The sequence below is a fragment of the Nocardioides oceani genome (genome assembly GCF_030412965.1).
In the GTDB taxonomy this organism is placed as follows: Bacteria; Actinomycetota; Actinomycetes; order Propionibacteriales; family Nocardioidaceae; genus Nocardioides; species Nocardioides oceani.
Genome location: NZ_JAUHJQ010000009.1, coordinates 129,683 through 150,841 on the forward strand (window position 1 = coordinate 129,683; position 21,159 = coordinate 150,841).

Here is a 21,159-nt window from a genome sequence, read left to right on the forward strand (position 1 = left end):
GCACCACCTCAGCACCGGCCCGGGAAGTCGGCGAACCGGCCCGCGGGGTCGAGCCGGCGGCGTACCTCGTCGATCCGCGCCAGCCCGCCCCCCGGGAAGCAGGCGGCCAGCCGGTCGGGACGGCGCAGCAGGTCGAGCTCACCGACGTAGTGGCCGCTCCACCGCGACCCGATCGCCTCCACGGCGTCGCCGGCCCAGCGGCGGTTGTCCTCGTCGCGGTCGCCGGGGCGCCAGTTGGAGTACGCCGCGACGGTGAGCGTGCCGAGCGGGAGGTAGGCGGTGTCGGTGGCCGGCGGCGCCGCGCGCCGATAGGAGGAGGAGCTGACCAGGATGCTGCTCCATGGCGAGGGGCAGCGGGTCATCGTCGCGGCGAGGTCGGGCAGCACGGCGGCGTACCCCTCGGTCGTCCACGCCTGCTGGGCCACGACGCCGAGACCCGGCGGGGCGGTCTCGGTCTCGACCATCGTCGGGATGTCGCTGGGGCCGGCGAGCACGACGACCGCGCCGGGCGGCAGCGTCTCGTCGACCGGTGCGAGCAGCGCCTCCGTGGCAGCCGGGTCGTCGGCGTACGCCGTGGCGGCGACGGTGAGCGCCGGCTCGTCGAGGTCGGGGTGCATCGGGGAGTCCGGCGGCGCGAGGAACAGGGTCAGCTCGACCGCCGGGTCGATCACCGCGGCGAGGTGGTCGGCCCAGGCGCCGACCTCCGCGGCCCGCGCGGCTGGGAACGACAGGATCCGGCGTTGCACCCGCTGCTCGGGCCACAGCCGCAGGTGGAACGCGGTGACCACGCCGGGGAAGCCGGGGCCGGCCCCGCGCAGGGCGGCGTACGCCGCCGGGTCGGCCGCGTCGAGGTGGACGAGCCGGCCGTCGGCGAGCACGACGTCCGCGCCGAGGACGCTCTCGCAGGCGCTGCCCCACACGCCGTGGTTCCAGCCGTTCCCGCCGGCGAGCAGGAACCCGCCGAGCCCGACGGTCGCGCGGTGCCCGACCGGGAACGACCAGCCCGTCCCGTGCAGCGCGCGGGCGGCCGCCAGCGAGGTGGTGCCGGGGCCGACGACGGCCGTCCCGGCGACCGGGTCGACCTCGACGCCGTCGAGCGCGCGCACGTCGATCGCGACCACGTCGTTGCGCAGGGCTGCGAAGGAGGCGCTGTGGCCGCCGCTGCGCACGGTCACCCGCAGGCCCTCCCGCTCGGCGGCGGCGAGCGCCGCCCGGACGCCCTCGGCTCCCTGACCGCCTTCCCGGCCGGCACCGACGCGCACGACGGTCCGCGGGTGCAGGTCGGGCACGACGGCCGAGGCGGACAGCCCGCGCCGCGCCTCGTCGTACCCCGGCTCGCCGCGCCGCAATGTTGACCACATCGACATGCCGTCATGCTCGGCGGGCCTCGTGACGGGCCGGTGACACCGGCCGGCGTCCCGTGTTACGTCGGCCGGTCGCAACGCGGACGACACGGTCCCGACACGGGCGCCGGTCTAGATTGGCGGCCATGTCGACGCAGACCTCGCCGGGCGCCGACCGGGCCCTGGACCGGTCCGTGCAGCGCCTCGGCGCGCGGATCCGCGACCTGCGCAAGGCGCAGGGCATGACGATCGTGCAGCTGGCGTCGGCGGCCGACCTGTCGCACCCCTTCATCAGCCAGATCGAGCGCGGCCTGGCCCGCCCGAGCATGTCCTCGCTGTTCCGCATCGCGCGCACGCTCGGGACCGACCAGCAGACCCTGCTGGCGCAGAGCGTCGCGCCCGACGGCGGGCGGGTGCGCCGGCGCTCGGAGGAGGCCGCCGCGGACGCCTCCGGCGGGAGGGTGCGCGCGCTGGTGCACGGGGCGGACCACCCGTTCATCCCGATGGAGTACGCCGGCGCGTCCACCGAGCTGACCGACCACTGGACCCACGACGAGGACGAGTTCCTCTACGTCGTGGCCGGCCGGGTGCACGTCGAGCTCGATGGGGTCGCGGAGGTGCTCGAGCCGGCCGACTCGGTGTACGTGGCCGGCGGCACGCCGCACCGATGGGCGAGCGCCGACGGCGCGGCGTACCGGCTGCTCGTCGTCAAGGAGCAGCGGCGACCCGAGGGGCCGTCCGCCGGCTGAGCGCCTCGACGAGCTCCCGCTCGTCGGCGGTGACGAGGCGGCCGTCGCGCACGACCACGCGCCCGCCGACCACGACGTGCCGCGGCCGGCGGCCGGGCGCGGCCCACAGCAGCCCCGCGACGGGGTCGGCGACACCGGCGTCGGCCACCCCGGAGACGTTCCAGACGCACAGGTCGCCGGGGGCGCCCGGGCGCAGGGTGCCGAGCTCGGCGCGGCCGAGGCCGGCGGCGGACCCGGTCGTGGCCATCGCGAGCACCTCGCGGGCCGCGAGCGGCGGGCCGACCAGCGGCGCGACCTGCATCGCCAGCCGGGCGTCGGCCAGCAGGTGGCCGGCGTCGTTGCTGCCGCCCCCGCTCGTCCCGAGCCCCACCTCCACGCCGGCGGCACGCAGCGCCGCGACCGGAGCGATCCCCCAGCCCATCGGCAGGTCGCAGCCCGGCGCGTGCGTGGCGCTGACCCCAGCGGCCGCCAGCCGCGCCACCTCGTCGGCGGTGACGCCGCAGAGGTGGGCCAGGGTGACGTCGGGCGCGAGCCAGCCCCACTCCTCGAGCAGGTCGAGCGGACGCCGCCCGTGGCGCTCGGCCGCGACGGCGACGTCGACCTGCTCCCCCGCCTGGGTGCGCCGGCGCAGCCCGCGCCGCGCGGCGACCTCGCCGAGGAGGCGGAACGTCGCCTCGGGGTCGGAGTGCACCCCGGCCGGACCGACGGCGACCTGCAGCATCCCGTCGGGCGACACCCCGCCGGGGGCGTCGCCGACCAGCGCCCCCGCGACGAGGTCGGCGCTGCGGGCGGCCGTCTCGGGGTCGTCGCGGGCGGCGCCGCGGACGAACACCAGCCGCCCGCCGAGCCCCGCGGCCGCGTCCGCCGCCGCGCGGGCGAGGTGCACCGAGTCCTCCGGCGAGCAGCCGGCCGGCCAGGTGAGGTGGTGGTCGGCCACGGTCGTGACCCCGCAGAGCAGGCCCTCCGCGACCCCCACGCGCGCCGCTGCGGCGACCAGGCCGGGATCGACCACGGCTGCGTCGTACGCCGCGGCCATGGTCGGCAGCCAGGTCGCCATCGGCACCCCGCGCGTGCCCGGCAGCGTGCGGAACGCCGACTGCAGCAGGTGGTGGTGGGCGTTGACCAGGCCCGGGGTGACCACGCAGCCGGACGCGTCGAGCACCTCGGTGCCGTCGGGCACCGCTCCCCCGCCGACCCGGCCGTCCACCACCAGGACGTCGCCGCCGCGCTCGACGGAGCCGGCCTCGGCCGGGTCCTCGACGACCGCCCGTGCGCCGGTGACCAGCAGCGCGCTCACGGCGCGGAGGACCGGGGCACCTCGAAGCGCGCCGCCTCCTCGATGACCTCCACCAGCGTGCCGACGGCCGCCTCGAACCGCGCCTTGCCCGCGTCGGCGTCGGCGCCGGTCGCGTCGCCGATGTAGCCGTCCGGCCCGAAGTCGTCGGAGAGCCAGCCGAAGGAGACCGGCTTGCCGAAGCCGATGTGGCGGTACGCCGTCAGCGCCTCCGGCACCCGCCGGCCGGCGTGCTCGAGGTGCACCAGGTCCGGCCGCAGGTGCAGCATCAGCGAGGTCTCGCCGTGCCCGCCGTGGATGCCCATGCCGAGCTCGTCCTCGCGGGAGGACGTGCCGCCCTGGTCGGCCGGGAGCGAGAGGTGCGCGAAGAACGTCTGCAGCCCGAAGCGCCGGCGCAGCTCGCGGTTGGCCACCTGGCCGAGCGCGGAGTTGCCGCCGTGGCCGTTGACGAACAGCAGGCGGGTGATCCCCGAGGTCTGCAGCGAGCGGCCGATGTCGACCAGCACCCGCATCAGGGTGTCCCACGAGAGCCAGATCGTGCCCGGCGACCAGGCGTGCTCGTCGGACTTGGTGTAGGCCAGCCCCTCCAGCAGGACCACCGAGGCGTGGCCGCGCTGGGCGGCCGCGGCGACCGCCGCCTCGGCGGCCTCGGTGGCGATGACGAAGTCGGTGGAGACCGGCAGGTGCGGCCCGTGCTGCTCGATCGCCCCGAGCGGCAGGACCGCCACGGTGTCGGCGGGCAGCGCGGCGATCGCAGGCGCGGTCAGGTCGACGAAGCGGGGGGCCCGCGGGGGGACCGGCATCATCGGACGCCCACGTTCACGCGGGTGGGGACGACGTGGTCGGGCACCAGCTTCCCGGGGTTGAGCAGCCCCTTGGGGTCGGTCTCGCGGGCGGTGCGGACCGCGAGGTCGACGTTGCGGTCGACGTACCACTGGTGCGGGGAGTGGACGGTCATCCCGAGCGTCTCCATCGCCTCCATGCCGGCCAGCACCCCGGCCTCGTCGTGGTAGTCCGCGACCACCATCGCCAGGGGTCCGCGGCCCATCAGCTCCAGGTGCAGGTGGACGTCGCCGGGGTAGACCGCGCGCACGGCGTCCGGGTCGGTCCAGTAGATCTCGCCGCCGGTCTCCATGTGGAACCACGTGCGGTCCGGGTGGGCGCGCTGCAGGAACAGCACGGGGTGGTTGTAGGACATCCCCGAGAGCCGGTCGCAGGAGGCGTAGTCGTCGAGCACGGCCACCACGTCGCCGCCCGCGTCCGCGACGCGTCGCTCGACCTCGGCGACCGTGGAGGCCTCGGCGATGACCCGCAGGCTGAACCGTCCGGGGTCGAGGTCGACGCTCGCGGGCAGGCTGGGCACCAGCGCCGGCTCGTCGCCGCTGGCCAGCCGCGGGAGCACCGGCAGGTCGAGCAGGCTGCGGTGGACGTGGGCCATCGCCGCCCAGGAGTCGAACGCCGCGTAGACCGCGGTCCACTCCCGGGCCGGCTCGGTGGCCACCTCGACCTCGACCACGATCCCGGTCACCCCGTAGGCGTGGACGTAGGGCAGCGCGTCCTCCCCGCGCAGGTGGAGCAGCCGGCCGCTGCCGTCCATCGGCGCCACGGTCAGGGCCCGGACGAAGCCGTCGGTGGTGGTGCCGTGCTCGATGGTGCCGGTACCGGCGCTGCCGCCGGCCACGAAGCCGCCCACCGTCGAGGCCTTGGTGGAGGGGAAGACCCAGATGTCGCGGCCGGCCGCGCGGGCGGCCCGGTCGATCTTGGACAGCAGCGCGCCGGCGCCCGCGAGGACGCCCTCGCCCTCGAGCACCTCGATCCGGTCGAGCCGGCGCAGGTCGAGCACGATCCCGCCGTCGAACGGGGTGGCCTGGCCGTAGTTGCCGGTGCCGGAGCCGCGCGGGGTGACGGGTACGTCGGCGGCGTGGGCCAGGGCGAGGACGTCGGCCACCTCCTCGGGGGTCCGCGGGCGGACCACGGCGTCGGCGACGTACCGCCCTCGGGGGACCTTCTCCTCCAGGACCGGCGACATCCGCGACCAGTCCGAGGAGTTCTTCAGCAGCGTCTCGGGGTCGGTGGTGACCCGGTCGGCGCCGAGGCGTCGCGCGACCTCGGTGACGACGTCGAGCGTGCGCTCGCGGGTGCTCGTCGCGTCACTCACCCGAGTCACCCGAGCCGCCCGTGCCGCCGGAGCCGAGCGAGATCGACTCGTCGATGAACTCGTTGGTGTAGAGCGACTCCGGGTCGACGTCGTCGTTCTTGAGGGTGCCGGCCTCGACGAGGATCGGCACGAAGGTGTCGACGATCTGCTGCATCCGCTCGGGGTCGAGCTTGCCGAAGACGCCGGAGGCCGGGTCGTCGGTGACGATGTCGAGCGCCTTCATCTGCTCGGCGGCGAACTCGGCGACGCCCTCGGAGTAGGTCCAGCCGGTCTGGTACTGCTCGACGATGTCCACGATCACGGCGTTGGCGTGGCCGGGGTCCTCGAGGTAGTCGATCTGGGACTGCTGCATGATCGGGACGAGCTTCTCCAGGCAGTCGGCCTCGGCCTCGACGTCGTCCGCACGGACCGCGAGCGGCTCGGGGTAGATGCTGTAGCCGACCTCGGAGAGCAGCTGGAAGCCCACCGGCTTGCCCCACTGCGGGATCTCCTCCTCGTAGACGTAGGGCTCGGCGGTGGCGAAGCCCTGCTGGAGGATCGTGGGGTCGGAGACGAAGCGCTGCGGCGTGCCCTCGTAGGACTGGTCGGACTGCGCGGGGTCGATGATCCCCTTCGAGGCGAGCAGGCCGGGGATGAGCTCGCCGGCGGTGACGATCGGGTCGCCGTCGGCCGCGGCCTCCTCGATGGTCTCCGCGCCGTCCTGGCTCTCCGGGTCCCACATGAGCACCTGCGGGCTGTTGGTCAGCTGCGAGGTCAGCGCGACGGTCGGCTGGTCGGGGGCCGCGATGGCCGCGTCGGTGTTGACCGCCCCGACGAGGATGTCCTTGTCGAGGTACATCAGCGCCGGCACCGGCTGGAAGTTCACCGCCGGCCCGCCGGAGCGGACCTCGATGTCGACACCGGTGTCCACGCCCTCGGCGACCAGCGGGCCGGTCACCGTCTTCTTGTCGGTGTCGACGGTGTAGCCCTCGCCGACGAGGTGGTACATCGCCCCGTGCTCGGCCTCCGGCTGCCAGTCCTGCTGCATCACCACGGTCGCGGGGCACACGTCGGCGAGGTCGAGGGCGCTGCCGGTGTCGGCCGCGCCGTCGGCGGACGCGCCGCCCTCGGAGGCCGACCCGCCGTCGTCGCCGCAGGCGGCGAGGGCGAGGGACAGGACGGCGACGGTGGCGAGGGCGGCGGTGCGGGACCTTCGGTACATGGCATGACTCCCAGATCGTTCGGGCAGGGGCGTGCGGTGGTGGTGGTGGGCGTTGCGGTGGTGGCGCGGGTGCGCACCGGGCGGCGTCAGCGGCGCCGGGTGCCGTACCAGCGCCCGACGACGGCGCGGTCGAGGGCGGCGAAGACCGAGAACACGGCGACGCCGAACAGGGCGGTGAGGATGATCGCCATGAACAGCGGGTCCATGTTCAGGCGCAGCGTGTAGACGCGGAGCAGGCTGCCGATGCCCGGGCTGCCCTGCTGGAAGAAGAAGTCGCCGACGATGGTGCCGATCACCGAGAGCCCCGCGGCGTTGCGGAGGCCGGTGAAGATCGCCGGGACGGCGGCCGGGAACTGCAGCTTGAGCAGCCGCTGGGCGCGGCTGGCCTTGTTGAGCGTGAACAGGTCGTGCGCCTCCTGCGAGGCGCTCTGGAGGCCGAAGAGGGTGTTGGAGATCATCGGGAAGACCGCGATGATCACGCAGACCACGATCCGGGCGTTGAAGCCGTAGCCCATCCAGATGCCGATGAGCGGGGTCAGCGCCAGGATCGGCACGGTCTGCAGGATGACGGCGTAGGGGTAGAGCACCTTCTCCACGAAGCCCCACTGCGACATCAGCACCGCCCAGCCCATGCCGATCGCGACGGCGACCACGAGGCCGACCAGGGCCACGGCGACGCTCTGGCCCAGCGCGTCGAGCATCGGGTCCATCACGTTGGCGTTGGTGACGGTGTTGCCGACGACGTCGTGCGGCGGCGGGAGGAGGAAGCGGCGGTCGGCGTCGAGGAGCAGGTACGTCACGGCGTACCAGATCGCGACCAGGCCGGCGAGCGCCGCGACCACCGGCAGCACCTTGTCGCGCAGGACCCTCAGCGCCGCGCCGGTCCGGGACACGCGGTCGGGTGCGTCGGCCGGCCTCGCGGTCCCGGGGGTGGGGCCGACGAGGTCGGTGCCGGTGGCCGGCGCCGGGGCGGTCGGGGCGGTGTCGGTGGTGGCGCCCGCGGCGCGCTCGACGTCGAGGCTGCTCACGAGTGCTCCCCCAGCGCCGCGGACACGCGACCGGTGAGGGAGGCGAACTCCGGGTCGTAGCGCAGCTCCGGCGGCCGCGGGTAGGCCCACGGCACCTCCACCTCGTCGACGATCCGCCCCGGCCGGCCGCTCATCACGACGACGCGCGTGGAGAGGTAGACCGCCTCGGAGACCGAGTGGGTGATGAAGAGGCCGGCGAAGCGCTTGAGCTCGAAGAGCCGCTGCAGCTCGGTCTGCATCCGCAGCCGGGTGATCTCGTCGAGCGCGCCGAACGGCTCGTCGAAGAGCGCCAGGTCCGGCTCGGCGACCAGGGCCCGGGCGATCGAGACCCGCATCCGCATGCCACCGGAGAGCTGGCGCGGGTGCTGCTTCTCGAAGCCGGTGAGGCCGACCAGGTCCAGCGCCGCCTGGGCGGCGGCCCGGCGCTCGGAGCGCGGCACGCCGCGCAGCTCGCCGGCCAGCTCGACGTTCTTCAGCGCGCTGCGCCACTCCAGCAGGGTCGCGTCCTGGAAGACGTAGCTGGTCGTGGTCGCCGCCACGTCGATCTCCCCGCCGGTGACGCCGTCGAGGCCGGACGCCAGCCGCAGGAGGGTCGACTTGCCGCAGCCGGACGGGCCGACGACGGAGACGAACTCCCCCGGGGTGACGTCGAGGTCGACGCCGGTCAGGGCGGTGGTGCCGGTCGGGAAGCGCTTGCTGACGCCGCGCAGGGAGAGGGTGGGTACGTCGGTCCCTGCGGCGCGGGGCGGGGCGCCGGGCGCGTCCGGGGCGGTCGCGCGCGGGGTGGTCGCGTGCTGGGTGGGCGGGGCAGTCGTCATGGGAGTCTCACCTCGTCGGGAGGGATGGGGTCAGGGACCTGGTCGCGGTGGACCCGGCCGTGAGGTCGAGCGAGCGGCTGACGCGGGTGTCGGCGACGACCCGGCCGCCGTGGAGGACGACCCGGGCGGCCTCGGCGCCCGCCAGCACGTCGGCGACCGGCACGTCCGGCACGAGCAGGAAGTCGGCCGCGCACCCGGCCTCCGCGCCCACCTGCGGCAGGCCGAGCACGGTGCGCGCGCCGGTCGTCACCGCGGCCAGCGACTCACCGACGGTGAGGTGGCCGGCGGTGACCAGCAGCGAGGTCGTCTCGAAGGGGTCGGCCCGGCCGACCGGGTTGAACGGGTCGCGCAGGTTGTCCGCCCCCGCGGCCAGCGGGATGCCGGCGTCGAGGATCGCGCGCAGGTTGGGCAGCCCGCGCGGGACGACCCCGTCGACGTCCCAGCCCTGGAGGTAGAGGTTGGTGATCGGCAGGGTCACGATGCCGATGCCGGCCGCCGCGACCGCGTCGAGCACCGGCGCCAGCCGCGCGGACGTCAGCGAGCCCAGGCGGACGCAGTGGCTGGCGGTCACCAGCTGCTGCATCCCGCGGGCCACCACCTGCTCGGCGAGGTCCAGCAGGTCGATCGAGCGCGGGTCGGTCTGCTCGTCGGTGTGCAGGTCGACCGGCAGGCCGTGCTGCTCGGCGAGGTCGAGGGCCCGGCGGGTCTGGTACGACGGGTCGTCGGCGAGGTGCGGGCAGCCCCCGACCACGTCCACCCCGCGGGCGATCCCCTCGCGGATGACGTCGGTCGCAGTGTCCTGCCCTGCGAGCAGGCAGACCTGCAGGTCGATGACGCCCGCGAGCTCCTCCCGGAGCGCAACCAGCGCGTCGACACCGCGGAGCGGGTCGCCGTCGAGGAGGGCGTCGACATGGGTCCGGATGCTGGTGATGCCGTTGGCGACGTACGTCCCCACCGCGGCGCGGGCCCGGTCGAGCAGGTCGGCCCGGTCGATGCCCGGCACGAGTGCGCGCCACTGGGTGATCGCCGTCGGCAGGTCGTTGCCCGCGTCGGGGTCGGTCCGCGCCCAGGTCAGCGCCTTGTCCAGGTGGGCGTGCGGCTCGCTCGCCGCCGGCACGTAGCGCCACCCGGTCGCGTCGAGGACGACGGCGTCCGGCGCGGTCGCGGACCGGGTGGTCCGGTCCTCCGTGCGGCGCACGGAGCTGATCCGCCCGTCGACCAGCACGAGGTCGGCGAGCGTCCCGTCGAGGAGCCGGACGTCGCGCACCTCGCTCGGCCGCAGCCCGCTCAGCGCGGCCGGCCCGTGGGGCGCCCCCACCGCCGTCGCCGGTCCGTACGCACCGTTCGTCACGCGCAGCCCGCCTCCAGCCCGCCGTCGGAATGTTGATGAGAGGAACATTCCGGACAGTAGGCAGCGGCTATTTCAGCCGCGTAACCATCGCGGTCCAGCCGCGTGAAGTCCGCGCACCGTGCTGTCGACCCCCTGCCCGCACGACGCGCTCCTGCTGGTCAGGGAGAGCCGCCGGCCCCCGGCGGGCCTGAGCGTGGTGCGTGGTGCGGACGTCATGCGGGCGGAGTGGGCGCTCGCTCGATGCGCATGACGTCGCGGACCGCCCAGGAGCCCGCCACCCGACGGCCCGATGACCTCGCCGAGCACCTCGACGCCCTGCGCACCCCACCGGTTTCGAGACGCGCCAGCGCGCGCTCCTCGACCGACCGGAGGTCGGTCAGTGGGCCGCGGTGGCGTCGTCCTTCTTGCCGAACGGCAGGACGTGCACGACCGCGACGACGATCGCGCCGAGGACGAGGCCGAAGACGGCTGAGCAGGCGGTGTTGACGATCCAGCCGAGCACGCCGCCGAGGGCGCCGGTCGCGTGGTGGACGTCCTCCTCGAGGTGGTGCACCAGCTCGTACGGCGCGTGCCAGCCCAGCTCGTCGAGGCCGACGAGCTCGATGTGCCCGCCGACCCAGAGCATGGCGACCGTGCCGACGACGGAGATGACGGTGAGCAGCTTGGGCATGCCGGCGACGAGGCCGCGGCCGACCTTCTGGGCGAGCGCGGAGGAGCGCTGGGCCAGGCTGAGGCCGAAGTCGTCCATCTTCACGATGAGCGCGACGACGCCGTACACCGCGATGGTGATCGCGATCGCGACGACGACCAGGATGATCGCGCGCGTCCAGAAGCCCTCGTCGGCGACCTCGTTCAAGGAGATCACCATGATCTCGGCCGAGAGGATCAGGTCGGTGCGGATCGCGCCGCTGACCATCGCCTTCTCGGCGTCCGCACCGGTCCCGCCGACCGGGGCGGCGTGCGTGTCGTGGCCACGGATCTTGCCCCAGATCTTCTCGGCGCCCTCGAAGCACAGGTAGGCGCCGCCGAGCATGAGGATCGGCGTCAGCAGGAACTCGGCGAACTGGCTGAGGACCAGCGCCACCGGCAGGATGAGCAGGAGCTTGTTGCGGATCGAGCCGATCGCGATCCGCTTGATCATCGGCAGCTCGCGGTCGGCGGTGACGCCGTGGACGTACTGCGGGGTGACCGCGGTGTCGTCGACGACCACGCCGGCGGCCTTGGTGGTCGCCCGGCCCGCGGCCGCGCCGATGTCGTCGACCGAGGCCGCGGCGAGGCGCGCCAGGGCGGCCACGTCGTCGAGCAGTCCGAAGAGTCCTGCGCTCACTGGGTTCGCTCTCCTGCGGTCGTCTCGGGGGCCGGCATGGCGTGAACCCTAGCGGCGCGCCGCGGCCGGGCCGCCGGCGTCGACGCCGGCGTGCTCGCCGGCGGCCTCGTCCACCGCCTCCTGCACGGCCTCGGCGAGGACGTCGGCCTCGACCGTGGCGGCGCGCAGCTCGTGCGCGTGGTCGACGCGGCGCTCGGCGAAGCCGACCGGGTCGACCAGGTGCTGGAGCCGGGAGGAGACCGGGTGCCAGGCGAGGAGGAGGCTGACCCCCACGGCGCCGACCGTCGTCGCCAGGATCGACAGGCCGTAGTGGCCCTCGGCCCAGGCGGGGAACCCGGCGTACTCAGCGCCCTTCACGAAGAACCCGTGGAAGAGGTAGACGACGAGCGTCGCGGCGCCCATCCGGGTGAACCAGCCACCCACCCGCGGCACCAGCGCGAGGAACGCCCAGGCGCCGAGCGTGCCGACGACGAGCAGCCCCGCGCGGGTCAGGAAGGCCTGGGTGTCGCTGACGTCGAGCTCGTCGTAGCGGGCCCGGTAGTAGAGCCACTCGGTCGCGGCCCAGTCGTCGGTGCGGGCGGCGAGCAGCCAGATCCCGGCGAGGACCACCACCGCGGCGACCTGCACCCAGCCGGCGCGCAGCCGCTCGAGCCGCTCCGGCGTGGCCTTGAGCCCCATCACGAAGAACGGCAGCAGCCCGAGCACCCGCGCGACGTCGAGCGTGTCACCGGCGTACAGCCCGGCGACGATGCTGATCGCGACGGCCACCACCAGGCCGCCCCACATCGGCTTGAAGACCGGGGTCAGCAGCCGCCAGCAGAACAGCGCCGCGAGGTACCACATCGGCCAGTGCGGGTCGCGCCACAGGTCCTGGAGCTGCTCGCCGCCGACGAGGATGCGGAACGCCGCGATGGCGGCCTCGAAGACGACGTACGGCACCGCGACCGTGCGGACCAGCTGCCACATCCGGCGGCGCTCCCAGGTGAAGGAGCGCGAGAGGTAGCCGGTGACGAGGACGAACGCCGGGACGTGCCAGGCGTAGAGGAAGTCGTAGCCCTGGGCGACGAAGTCCGTCTGGGGCAGCAGCACCCAGGAGTGACCCAGCACGACGAGGGTGACCAGCGCCATCTTGGCGTTGTCGAACCACGGATCCCTGCGCACCACGCACTGGTGCCCGGGGCCGACGCGCGCTACACGTGACCGACCGGTCACCTCGCGGGGTGCGGCAGGTGGGGTCAGTCGTCGACCAGGCCGAGCCGGAGGTACTCCGCGGCCCAGGTCCCCTGGAGCAGCAGCGAGGCGTAGCGGGCGACCTCGCTGGGAGCGTCGGTCGTCAGCGTCTCGACGCGTACGCCGCGTGCCGCAGCGGTCTCCTCCAGCCGGCGACGGTGGTGGGCCAGGACCGGGTCCTCGTTGCGGTCGTCGAGCACGAGCAGCGTCGGCCGCAGCTCGCCGCCACCGTCCGCGAACGGGTCGTCGAAGACGTCGCGCGGCCGGGCGGCCTCGACCACGGGCAGCACCTGCTCGACGTCGCCGGCGATCGCGGTGCGCCCGCTGGCCCGGCGGATCGACTCGGCGACGCGGCGGGCCGCCCGCGCGGCGAGCACGGAGCCGCCCCACACGAGCGGGACCGCGTCGGCCAGCGCGATCGCGAGCACCTTCGCGGGGTTGATCGACAGGTCGCGGTAGGGCGAGCAGGCGATCGCGACGTCGTCGAGCGCGGCCGCGACCACCTCGGGGTCGGCGCTCGGGCCGAGCGCGACCTGGTCGAGGAACGACAGCACCGTCACCGCCGTGGCGAGCTGGTCCTGCGTGGCGACGGGGAAGATCGTGGTGTACCGCCCGGCGGCGTGCTCGGCCACCAGCGAGCTCGGCGGGCACGCGACGACGACCTGGCAGCCGCGGCGCACGGCCTCGGCCACCGCGGAGGCGGTGCCGCCGTCCGCGCCGTCCGGGGCGAGCACCACGACGAGGTCCAGCGAGCCCGCCCAGCCGGGCAGGGCCGGCCCGGGCCAGGCGACGAACGGCACCGGGCACCACGGCTCGAGCACCGCGCGCAGCAGGCGGGAGTCCGGTCCCGCGGCGATGATCGCCCGCGGGCGGCCCTGGCCCTGCAGCCGGCCGACCGCCTCGCGGATCGCCTCCGCGGCGTCGCCACACTCGCGGCGCACGCGGGCGCCCGACTCGGCCAGCGTGCGGAAGCGCAGGTCGGCCGCGCCGATGGCGGTCTCGTCGTCCAGGCGGGACTCGTCGAACCAGGTCATCGGCCGGTCAGGGCTTCCGGGCCTCGTCGACGAGCAGCACGGGGATGTCGTCCCGCACCGGGTAGGCGTAGCCGCACTCCCCCTGGCACACCAGCTCCTCGCCGTCGCCCTGCCCGGGCGTGACGGCGAGCTCGCCGTGGCAGTTCGGGCAGACGATGATGTCCAGCAGCCCCTGGTCGATGTTCATCAGCCCTCCTGGCGGATCGTGGCGAGGACCTCGTCGCGGATCGTGGCCATGGTGGCCTCGTCCCGGCCCTCGGCGTTGAGGCGGAGCAGCGGCTCGGTGTTCGAGGGCCGCACGTTGAAGGTCCAGTCGGCGTGGCTGACGGTCAGCCCGTCGAGCCGGTCGGTCGTGACGCCGTCGCGGGCGGCGTACTCCTGCTCGATGCGGGCGATGGCCGCCTGCTGGTCGGCGACGGTGGAGTTGATCTCGCCGCTGACCGGGTAGCGCTCGTACTCGGCGAGCAGCCCGGACAGGGGTACGTCGGCGCCGGCCAGCGCCGCGAGCGCGTGCAGCGCCGCGAGCATGCCGGAGTCGGCGCGCCAGAAGTCGCGGAAGTAGAAGTGGCCGCTGTGCTCGCCGCCGAAGATCGCGTCGGTCTCGGCCATGGTCGCCTTGATGAAGGAGTGGCCGACGCGCGTGCGGACGGGAGTGCCGCCGAGCTCGGTGACCAGCTCCGGCACCGCGCGGCTGGTGATCAGGTTGTGGATGATCGTCGCGCCCGGCTCCTTGGCCAGCTCGCGGGCGGCGATCAGGGCGGTCAGCGTCGACGGCGAGACGTTGCGACCGGTCTCGTCGACGAGGAAGCAGCGGTCCGCGTCGCCGTCGAAGGCCAGCCCGACGTCCGCGCCGGTCTCGAGCACCTTCGCCTGGAGGTCGCGCAGGTTCTCGGCCTCGATCGGGTTCGCCTCGTGGTTCGGGAAGGTGCCGTCGAGCTCGAAGTACATCGGCACCAGCTCGACCTGGTCGCCCAGCCGCTCGAAGACCGCCGGCGCCGTGTGGCCCGCCATGCCGTTGCCGGCGTCGACGACGACCTTCAGCCGGCGACCGGCGACGGGCGCGAGGGAGAGCAGGTGGTCGGCGTACGCCGCCAGCACGTCCTGCTCGGAGACCGACCCGGTCCGCGTCGGCTCGGCGAACGAGCCGCTGACGACCAGGTCGCGGATGTCGGCCAGGCCCGTCTCCATGCCGATCGGCTGGGCGTGTGCGCGGCACATCTTGATGCCGTTGTACTGCGCCGGGTTGTGGCTGGCGGTGAACATCGCACCCGGTATGCCGAGGTGCCCGGAGGCGAAGTAGAGCTGGTCGGTCGACGCGAGCCCGATCATCACCACGTCGGCGCCGGCCGTGGTCGCGCCCTCGGCGAAGGCGCGTGCCATCGCGGGGCTGCTCGGCCGCATGTCGTGGCCCACGACGACCGTCTCCGCGCCGACCACCTGGACGTAGGCCCGGCCGGTCGCGCGGGCGAGGTCGTCGTCGAGCTGGTCCGGCACGGTGCCGCGGACGTCGTACGCCTTGAAGATCGCTGCGATGTTCGCGGGGTCGAGGGTGTCGGCCATGGGCGAGACAGTAACGAGGTCAGTCGGTGCTGAGCACGCGGAGGTGCCCGCGGCGGCCACGCTCGCGGACGTTCTCCTCCGCCGGTGGCAGGCGGACCACCTGCTGCACCGGACGCGCGGCCTCGCGGACGGCGTCGGCGAGGGCGAGCAGGTCGTCGGTGGTGGGTCCCTGGGCGGCCGGGTCGGGCGCCAGTCGCAGCACCTCCCAGCCCCGCGGGGCCGAGAGCCGCTCGCTGTGCACGTCGCACAGGTCGTAGGCGTGCGGCTCGGCGTACGTCGCCAGCGGGCCCAGCACGGCGGTCTGGTCGGCGTAGACGTAGGTGAGCGTGCTGGTCGCGGGACGGCCGCACGCGGTGCGGGAGCAGCGACGGGCGGGACTCACGAGCAGACCGTACCTCCCACCACCGACCGCCCGGCTTAGGCTCGCGGCATGGAGAACCGCGCCCCGAGCAGCCCCCGCGGTCCCCGCCGGCGCGACCGCCGCGGCCGCGGCATGCGCGGCCCCGGCGTCCTCCCCCGCACCCCCGGCCGCCCGGAGACCCGAACCGCCCGCGAACGCTTCGACGACCTCGTCCTCGCGGTCGTCACCGAGGTCGACGGGCGCTGGGCCGACCGTCTCGGCGTCGTGGAGTACGCCGTCGAGGACGCCCCCGACCTCCCCGACGACTGGGACCCCGCCACCGTCCCCCTCGGCTCAGCCGTCCGCGGCACCGGCGACGCCCCCTCGCGCGTGGTCGTCTTCCGCCGCCCCATCGAGCACCGCGCCGAGTCGCGCTCCGAGCTCGACGCCCTCGTGCTCACCGTCGTCGTCGAGCAGGTCGCCGACCTGCTCAACGTCGACCCCCAGGTCATCGACCCGCGTTACGAGTCGGACTGACCGACCCGTCGCCCGCGGACGTCATGCGGACGTCATGCGGACGGAGCAAGCGGGTGCTCGGGACGCATGACGTCCCGGCCTTCTCCCCCGGCCGCCGCCGCGCCGGCGGGCCACCCGCGAGGTGGGTACGCCGCGCAGGCCCCGACCCCGTCACCCGTCGTACCCCGACGGGCGACGGGACGCCCAGCGACGCGGGAGCCAACACCCGCCCGCCGCAGGCGCGATGGCGTCCCCGAGGCCGTAGCTCGGCTCACCGGGTTTCGACACGCTCGCTGGCGCTCGCTGCTCAACCAGCGGGGGCCGAGGCCGTAGCTCGGCTCACCGGGTTTCGACACGCTCGCTGGCGCTCGCTGCTCAACCAGCGGGGGCCGAGGCCGTAGCTCGGCTCACCGGGTTTCGACACGCTCGCTGGCGCTCGCTGCTCAACCAGCGGGGGCCGAGGCCGCAGTTCGGCTCACGGGGTTTCGACACGCTCAGGCCTGGCGGCCTTCGCTGCTCGACCAGCGGAGAGCTGCTCGACCAGCGGGAGGGGGCTAGGGCAGGCCGGGGCGCACGGCGGGGACGAGGGAGGACCGCACCAGCTCGCGAAGCCGTACGACGCCGGCCCCGCCGCTCCCGGCGACGACCGCGCCGACGACGGGCGTCCGCTGCGGGGTGACCGTGAGGTGCACCGCCCGCGCGGGCAGCCCGACCGCGAACCCTCGGTCGGGCGACACCTCGACGCGCTTGGCGGCGAGCTCCTCGCCGGAGGCGTCGCGGGCGACGACCTCCACGACACCGGTCGAGGTGGCCCCCGCGAGCACCACCCGCTTGCGACCCGCGGGCACGACCGCGACCGTCGAGGACGCGACCTCGTCGCCGGGCACCGCGTGCGCCAGGTCGCCGTCGACGAACGAGCGCAGCGTCGCGGTGACCGGACCGGTGGCGTCGAGGACGAGACCGACCGCCCCGTCGGCGACGAGCGGGCCGAGGGTGGCGCCGAGCTCCACGCGGGCCACGCCCTGCGGGGGCACCCGGACGTCCTCGAGGCCCTCGGGCGCGAAGACCGACCGCTCGTCGAGGACCCGCAGGCGGGCCCGGACCTCGGAGTCCCCGTCGTTGGCCACGACGAGCGTGCGGGTGCCCCGCCCGGCGGGCAGGCCGAGCAGCGTGAGCGAGGTGGCCGGCTCCGCCTGCGGCGGGAGGTGGTCCTCGGCGGCGTCGCCGGCGCCGAGCTCGTCGACGCGGTCGAGCACCGCGGAGTGCACCCGCCCGCGCTGGGTGGTGACGTGCAGCGACAGCTCGTCGCGCCGCGGCACCAGGTCGGCGAGGTCGATCCGCACGCTGCTGCGCCCCGGGACGGCCACCCCGCGCAGGTCGGGCGCGTCGACGACGCCGGCGCGGCCGGTGACGACGACGTCGGCGACCGCCGGGCCGTTGTCGGGGTTGACCAGCTCGAGCACCGAGGAGTGCCCTGCGCCGGCGCCAACGCCGGTGAACCACTGCTCGGGTGCGGGGGCGGAGCACTCGGCGACGCGCAGCGGCCGTTCCTCGGTGCGCCCGGCGACCAGCCCGGGCGCGAGGTCGTCCTCGGCACGGACGACGACGGGCTCGCCCGCCCGGCCCTCGACGGCGGCCAGCGTCCCCGCGGCGACCTCGAGCTCCTCCTCGTCACCAGCGCCGGACCCGCCGGACCCGCCGGAAGCGCCGCCTGCGGGGGCGACGAGGACCGGGCCGGAGGCGTCGGCAGCGGTGGTCACCAGGGCCGGTGAGCCGGCGGCCGGGCACACCACCGACGCCGCGCCGAGCGCGGTCTCGGCGGGCGCGCGGTCGGGCGTGGCGGGCGCCTCGGTGCGGGTCAGCAGGACGGCGCCGCCGGTCACCAGCGGGAGCAGGACGGCCAGCACGACGGTGACGTCGAGCAGGCGCGAGGTCCGCGACGCACGCGAGGGCCGACCCGCGCTGCGGGAGGAGGCGTTCATCCGCGCCTCCGCTCGACCGCGCGCTGGGTCGTCGGGGCGCACAGCACGAGCACCCACACGAGCGCCGCGCCCTGGACGAGGAGGAGCACGACCCGCAGCCAGGAGCCCGGGCCGTCGAGCGCGTCGTCGGAGAGCGGGCGGTCGACCTGCCAGGCGCGGGTGGCGGGGTCCGCGGCGCTGGCCTGCACGAGGCCGCCGGTGGCGTCGAGCATCGCGGCGACCGACCCGTCGGCGGGGGCCGGCAGCACGACGTACTCGATCCCCCGGTCGGCCAGCTCGGTCACCAGCGCCGGCGTCGGCCGGGAGGCGAGCCGCTGGACGTCGCGGGTGAGGTCGCGGTCCTCCTCGGCGAGCGCGAGCACCTCGTCCTCGCCCAGCGTGACGCCGTCGCCGCGGCGGACCGCCCAGGTCAGGCCCTCGGCGACGGAGCCGCGGACCACGAGGATGCCGTGGTCGTCGCCGCGGGTGGCGGCCTGGACCATGTACGCCGGGATCGCCGAGCCGGGGTCCTCGTCGAGCGAGGTGTCGGCGACGGCGAGGAACCAGGCCAGCCCGCCGAGCGGGACGAGGGCGGCGACCACGGCCAGCCCGGCCGCCAGGCGGCGCGGCGCGCCCTGCCCGCCGAGGACGGCGGCGACCACGAACGCGCCCTGCAGCACGACCACGAGGAAGCCGAGCGCCGGGGCGGTCGCGACCGCGGCGAGCGTGAGGGTGACGGTGCCGAGCACCGTCGCGCAGACCGCCGCGACGGCGGCGACGATCCAGCAGACCAGCACCGGGATCCGCGTCGGGCGGGGCACCAGGGCGAGCAGCGCCAGGACCGCGACGACCGCCCCGAGCCACCACGGCGCACCCAGCTCGCCGATCCGGCCGGCCAGGAGGTCCAGCGGGGCGAGGGTCGGGGCCGGCAGGCGGCCGGGCTCGAGCAGCAGCCCCTCGGCCGCCCGCGCGGTCAGGCTCGGCACCCACCACGGGGCGAGCAGCACCGGCGGCACGGCGAGCGCGGCGACCGGCGGCGCCCAGACCGACCGCTCGCGCAGGCCGGAGCGGACGACGGCGTACGCCGCGGCGAGCACGACGGCGCCGAGCAGGACCGCGAAGGGCCAGGCCACCGGCGCGAACGCGGTCGCGAGCGTCAGCAGCACCCCGCTGCGCCACGCGGCCCGCCAGCGCCGGTCGGGCTCGGGGTCGGCGAAGCCGAGCGCGGCGTGGGCCAGCCACGGGAGGACGGCGGTGGCGACGACGGGCCCGAGGCGGCCCTCGCCCCAGGCACCGCTGGTGAGGGCGACCAGCGACCAGGTCGCCGAGCCCCACAGCAGCAGCCAGCGCGGGGCGCCCTGCGGGGAGACGAACCGGCCGACCACGCGCAGCAGCCGCCACGCGCCCCACAGCGCCACGGGCGCGGCGAGCACGAGCACGGCGCTGACCACCCCGGTCGTGCCGAGGACGGAGCCGAGGAGCGCGAGCGGCAGGAGGTACGGCGGCGCCGGGACGCCGGTCCCCTGGCCGAGCGGGTGCCAGTGCTCGAGGTGGAGCCGCCACCAGTCCCCGACGGACGCCGGGACCGGGGAGAGACCGCCGCCGGCGACCGCGCCGTACGCCTCGCGGGCACCGACCAGCAGCGCCACGACGAGCACGGCCAGCGCGACCGCCACCGGGTTGGTGAGGAACCGGGCGACGGCGCCGGTGTCGGCGTACTCCTCGTCCTCGTCGAGCACGATCCGGCGCGCGGCCATCGACGACGGGTCGTGCTCGGCCTTCGCGGCCCGGCGGCGCTCGGCGACGTCGGCGGCCTGGTTGGTCGCGGCGGCGGCGAGGTCGCTGACGAAGTCCAGGCCGTGGCGGTAGGGCAGCCACGGCGGCGCCAGCAGGCGGCGTACGTCGGCGGGCTCGCGGACCTGACGGCGCTGGCGCTCGCGCCGGGCGGCGTGCACCTCGCGCGGGCTGGAGTAGATCGAGACCAGCGCCGCGAGCTCGTCGAGCGCCTCGCCGACCGACCGCACGAGCAGGAAGCCGACCACGCGCAGCACGGTCCCGAGCGCGAGCCGGACCAGCTGGAAGGGCAGCGAGCGGGCGCGGGAGTTGACGAGCAGCGTGTAGAGGGCGGCGCGGCGCTCCTGGTAGTGGGTGTGCCGGCCGGTCAGCGGCGTGCGGCGGACGCCGCGGTGGGCGGCCTCGGCGTGGAAGACGACGGCGTCCGGCACCACGATCGTGCGGTGCCCGGCCGCGGCGGCGCGCCAGCCGAAGTCGACGTCGTTGCCGAAGATCGGCAGCTGCGGGTCGAACCCGTCGAGCTCCTCGAGCACGCTGCGCCGCACCAGCATGCCGGCGGTGTTGACCGCGAGGACGGTGCGGACGGCGTCGTGCTGGCCCTGGTCGTACTCCCCGCGCTCCAGGCCCGTCTCGCGGTGGCCGGTGCCGGAGATCGTGACGCCGAGCTCGAGCAGCCGCCGCAGCGAGGGCCACTCGCGCAGCTTCGGGCCGAGCACGTCGGCCTCGGGGTCGGCCGCCGCGGCGGCGAGCAGCGCCTCGAGGGCGCCGGGATCGGGGTTGCTGTCGTCGTGGAGCAGCCAGACCCACTCCGCGTCGGGGGCACGGTCCAGGCCGAGCCGCACCGCCGCGGGGTACGACGTCGCGCCGGTGACCCGCTCGACCCCGCCGACCAGCAGGTCGCCGAGCGCGGACCCGACCAGGTCGGCGCTGCCGTCCTTGCTGCCGGTGTCGACCGCGACGACCGCGTCGACGGGCCGGGTCTGGCCGCGCAGCCCGTCGAGCACCGCGGGCAGCCAGCGGGCGCCGTCGTGGCTGACCAGCAGCGCGACGACACGACCCGGGGCAGACACGTCGGAAGACCCTACGGGGCGCGGCGACCGGGCTCGAAATGAGAAGGAGCCCGGCCGTTCCCGGCCGGGCCCTCCTTCTCGCTGCCCTTCGTCAGACTGCGCGCTTCTTCAGCTTGCGGCGCTCCCTCTCGGAGAGACCACCCCAGATGCCGAAGCGCTCGTCGTTCATCAGTGCGGACTCCAGACACTCGGTCCGCACCTCGCAGGTGAGGCAGACCTTCTTGGCCTCCCTCGTCGATCCACCCTTCTCGGGGAAGAACGCCTCGGGGTCGGTCTGGGCGCACAGTGCACGCTCCTGCCAACCCGCTTCTTCGGCGTCCCCGTCGAGGAGAAAGAGTTCTCTCACGGCACTCGCCCTTTCGACCCGGTGATGCTGCTTGTGTCC

19 protein-coding genes are annotated in these 21,159 nt (G+C 75.2%); 2 read left to right on the forward strand and 17 right to left on the reverse strand.

What is annotated here, in order from left to right; genetic code table 11:
• Positions 1–8: 8 nt before the first annotated feature.
• A complete protein-coding gene (locus QWY28_RS18690) occupies positions 9–1,367 on the reverse strand; it encodes an FAD-binding oxidoreductase (RefSeq protein ID WP_300954108.1) in 1,359 nt (452 codons plus the stop codon).
• Between the two features lie 122 nt (positions 1,368–1,489).
• Here QWY28_RS18690 and QWY28_RS18695 point away from each other — a divergent pair, with 122 nt between their 5' ends.
• Positions 1,490–2,092, forward strand: coding sequence for a helix-turn-helix domain-containing protein (locus tag QWY28_RS18695; protein ID WP_300954109.1), 603 nt, complete (start codon positions 1,490–1,492; stop codon positions 2,090–2,092).
• On the opposite strand, the gene QWY28_RS18700 is transcribed toward QWY28_RS18695, so the two are convergent.
• The 13 genes from QWY28_RS18700 to QWY28_RS18760 form a co-directional block, all read right to left on the reverse strand.
• Entirely contained in the window at positions 2,052–3,389 is a 1,338-nt protein-coding gene (locus QWY28_RS18700; RefSeq protein WP_300954110.1) for an amidohydrolase family protein, read from the reverse strand. The genes QWY28_RS18695 and QWY28_RS18700 overlap by 41 nt on opposite strands.
• Entirely contained in the window at positions 3,386–4,189 is an 804-nt protein-coding gene (locus QWY28_RS18705) for a creatininase family protein (protein ID WP_300954111.1), read from the reverse strand. The genes QWY28_RS18700 and QWY28_RS18705 overlap by 4 nt, the downstream gene beginning before the upstream one ends.
• Positions 4,189–5,544 (reverse strand): FAD-binding oxidoreductase, encoded by a 1,356-nt coding sequence (locus tag QWY28_RS18710; RefSeq protein WP_300954112.1) that lies wholly within the window; start codon positions 5,542–5,544, stop codon positions 4,189–4,191. The genes QWY28_RS18705 and QWY28_RS18710 overlap by 1 nt, the downstream gene beginning before the upstream one ends.
• Complete coding sequence (locus tag QWY28_RS18715; RefSeq protein ID WP_300954113.1) at positions 5,537–6,745, reverse strand: hypothetical protein; 1,209 nt, start codon at positions 6,743–6,745, stop codon at positions 5,537–5,539. Before QWY28_RS18715 ends, QWY28_RS18710 begins: the two co-directional genes overlap by 8 nt.
• Before the next feature lie 86 nt (positions 6,746–6,831).
• Positions 6,832–7,773, reverse strand: a complete 942-nt coding sequence (locus tag QWY28_RS18720; RefSeq protein WP_300954114.1) for an ABC transporter permease — start codon at positions 7,771–7,773, stop codon at positions 6,832–6,834.
• Entirely contained in the window at positions 7,770–8,591 is an 822-nt protein-coding gene (locus QWY28_RS18725) for an ABC transporter ATP-binding protein (RefSeq protein WP_300954115.1), read from the reverse strand. The genes QWY28_RS18720 and QWY28_RS18725 overlap by 4 nt, the downstream gene beginning before the upstream one ends.
• Before the next feature lie 7 nt (positions 8,592–8,598).
• Positions 8,599–9,942, reverse strand: coding sequence for an amidohydrolase family protein (locus QWY28_RS18730; protein ID WP_300954116.1), 1,344 nt, complete (start codon positions 9,940–9,942; stop codon positions 8,599–8,601).
• A 376-nt stretch (positions 9,943–10,318) separates the two neighbouring features.
• Positions 10,319–11,269, reverse strand: coding sequence for a DUF808 domain-containing protein (locus QWY28_RS18735; protein ID WP_300954117.1), 951 nt, complete (start codon positions 11,267–11,269; stop codon positions 10,319–10,321).
• A 48-nt stretch (positions 11,270–11,317) separates the two neighbouring features.
• Positions 11,318–12,430: an acyltransferase family protein gene (locus QWY28_RS18740; RefSeq protein WP_300954118.1), complete on the reverse strand. Its 1,113-nt coding sequence runs from the start codon at positions 12,428–12,430 to the stop codon at positions 11,318–11,320.
• Between the two features lie 74 nt (positions 12,431–12,504).
• Positions 12,505–13,533 (reverse strand): SIS domain-containing protein, encoded by a 1,029-nt coding sequence (locus QWY28_RS18745; RefSeq protein WP_300954120.1) that lies wholly within the window; start codon positions 13,531–13,533, stop codon positions 12,505–12,507.
• Positions 13,534–13,540: 7 nt separating this feature from the next.
• On the reverse strand, positions 13,541–13,720 hold the full coding sequence (locus tag QWY28_RS18750) for a Trm112 family protein (protein ID WP_300954121.1): 180 nt from the start codon (positions 13,718–13,720) through the stop codon (positions 13,541–13,543).
• Complete coding sequence (locus QWY28_RS18755; protein WP_300954122.1) at positions 13,720–15,093, reverse strand: phosphomannomutase/phosphoglucomutase; 1,374 nt, start codon at positions 15,091–15,093, stop codon at positions 13,720–13,722. The genes QWY28_RS18750 and QWY28_RS18755 overlap by 1 nt, the downstream gene beginning before the upstream one ends.
• A gap of 19 nt (positions 15,094–15,112) precedes the next feature.
• Positions 15,113–15,475: a DUF3499 domain-containing protein gene (locus QWY28_RS18760; protein WP_300954123.1), complete on the reverse strand. Its 363-nt coding sequence runs from the start codon at positions 15,473–15,475 to the stop codon at positions 15,113–15,115.
• A gap of 48 nt (positions 15,476–15,523) precedes the next feature.
• On the opposite strand from QWY28_RS18760, the gene QWY28_RS18765 reads away from it, so the two are divergent.
• Positions 15,524–15,970: a metallopeptidase family protein gene (locus tag QWY28_RS18765; RefSeq protein WP_300954124.1), complete on the forward strand. Its 447-nt coding sequence runs from the start codon at positions 15,524–15,526 to the stop codon at positions 15,968–15,970.
• A gap of 533 nt (positions 15,971–16,503) precedes the next feature.
• Here QWY28_RS18765 and QWY28_RS18770 read toward each other — a convergent pair.
• From QWY28_RS18770 to QWY28_RS18780, 3 genes are all read right to left on the reverse strand, one after another.
• Entirely contained in the window at positions 16,504–17,931 is a 1,428-nt protein-coding gene (locus QWY28_RS18770; protein WP_300954125.1) for a DUF5719 family protein, read from the reverse strand.
• A complete protein-coding gene (locus tag QWY28_RS18775; protein WP_300954126.1) occupies positions 17,928–20,774 on the reverse strand; it encodes a glycosyltransferase family 2 protein in 2,847 nt (948 codons plus the stop codon). Before QWY28_RS18775 ends, QWY28_RS18770 begins: the two co-directional genes overlap by 4 nt.
• 91 nt (positions 20,775–20,865) lie before the next feature.
• Positions 20,866–21,120 carry a WhiB family transcriptional regulator gene (locus QWY28_RS18780; protein ID WP_166192530.1) on the reverse strand — a complete coding sequence of 85 codons (255 nt, stop codon included), beginning with the start codon at positions 21,118–21,120 and terminating at the stop codon, positions 20,866–20,868.
• Between the last annotated feature and the right edge of the window lie 39 nt (positions 21,121–21,159).

Excerpts from the sequence above, each read along its gene's own strand:
- QWY28_RS18690 (WP_300954108.1), bottom strand. The coding sequence starts at position 1,367 with ATGTCGATGTGGTCAACATTGCGGCGCGGCGAGCCGGGGTACGACGAG.
- QWY28_RS18695 (WP_300954109.1), top strand. The coding sequence starts at position 1,490 with ATGTCGACGCAGACCTCGCCGGGCGCCGACCGGGCCCTGGACCGGTCC.
- QWY28_RS18705 (WP_300954111.1), bottom strand. The coding sequence starts at position 4,189 with ATGCCGGTCCCCCCGCGGGCCCCCCGCTTCGTCGACCTGACCGCGCCT.
- QWY28_RS18715 (WP_300954113.1), bottom strand. The coding sequence starts at position 6,745 with ATGTACCGAAGGTCCCGCACCGCCGCCCTCGCCACCGTCGCCGTCCTG.
- QWY28_RS18725 (WP_300954115.1), bottom strand. The coding sequence starts at position 8,591 with ATGACGACTGCCCCGCCCACCCAGCACGCGACCACCCCGCGCGCGACC.
- QWY28_RS18745 (WP_300954120.1), bottom strand. The coding sequence starts at position 13,533 with ATGACCTGGTTCGACGAGTCCCGCCTGGACGACGAGACCGCCATCGGC.
- QWY28_RS18750 (WP_300954121.1), bottom strand. The coding sequence starts at position 13,720 with ATGAACATCGACCAGGGGCTGCTGGACATCATCGTCTGCCCGAACTGC.
- QWY28_RS18755 (WP_300954122.1), bottom strand. The coding sequence starts at position 15,093 with ATGGCCGACACCCTCGACCCCGCGAACATCGCAGCGATCTTCAAGGCG.
- QWY28_RS18765 (WP_300954124.1), top strand. The coding sequence starts at position 15,524 with ATGGAGAACCGCGCCCCGAGCAGCCCCCGCGGTCCCCGCCGGCGCGAC.
- QWY28_RS18770 (WP_300954125.1), bottom strand. The coding sequence starts at position 17,931 with ATGAACGCCTCCTCCCGCAGCGCGGGTCGGCCCTCGCGTGCGTCGCGG.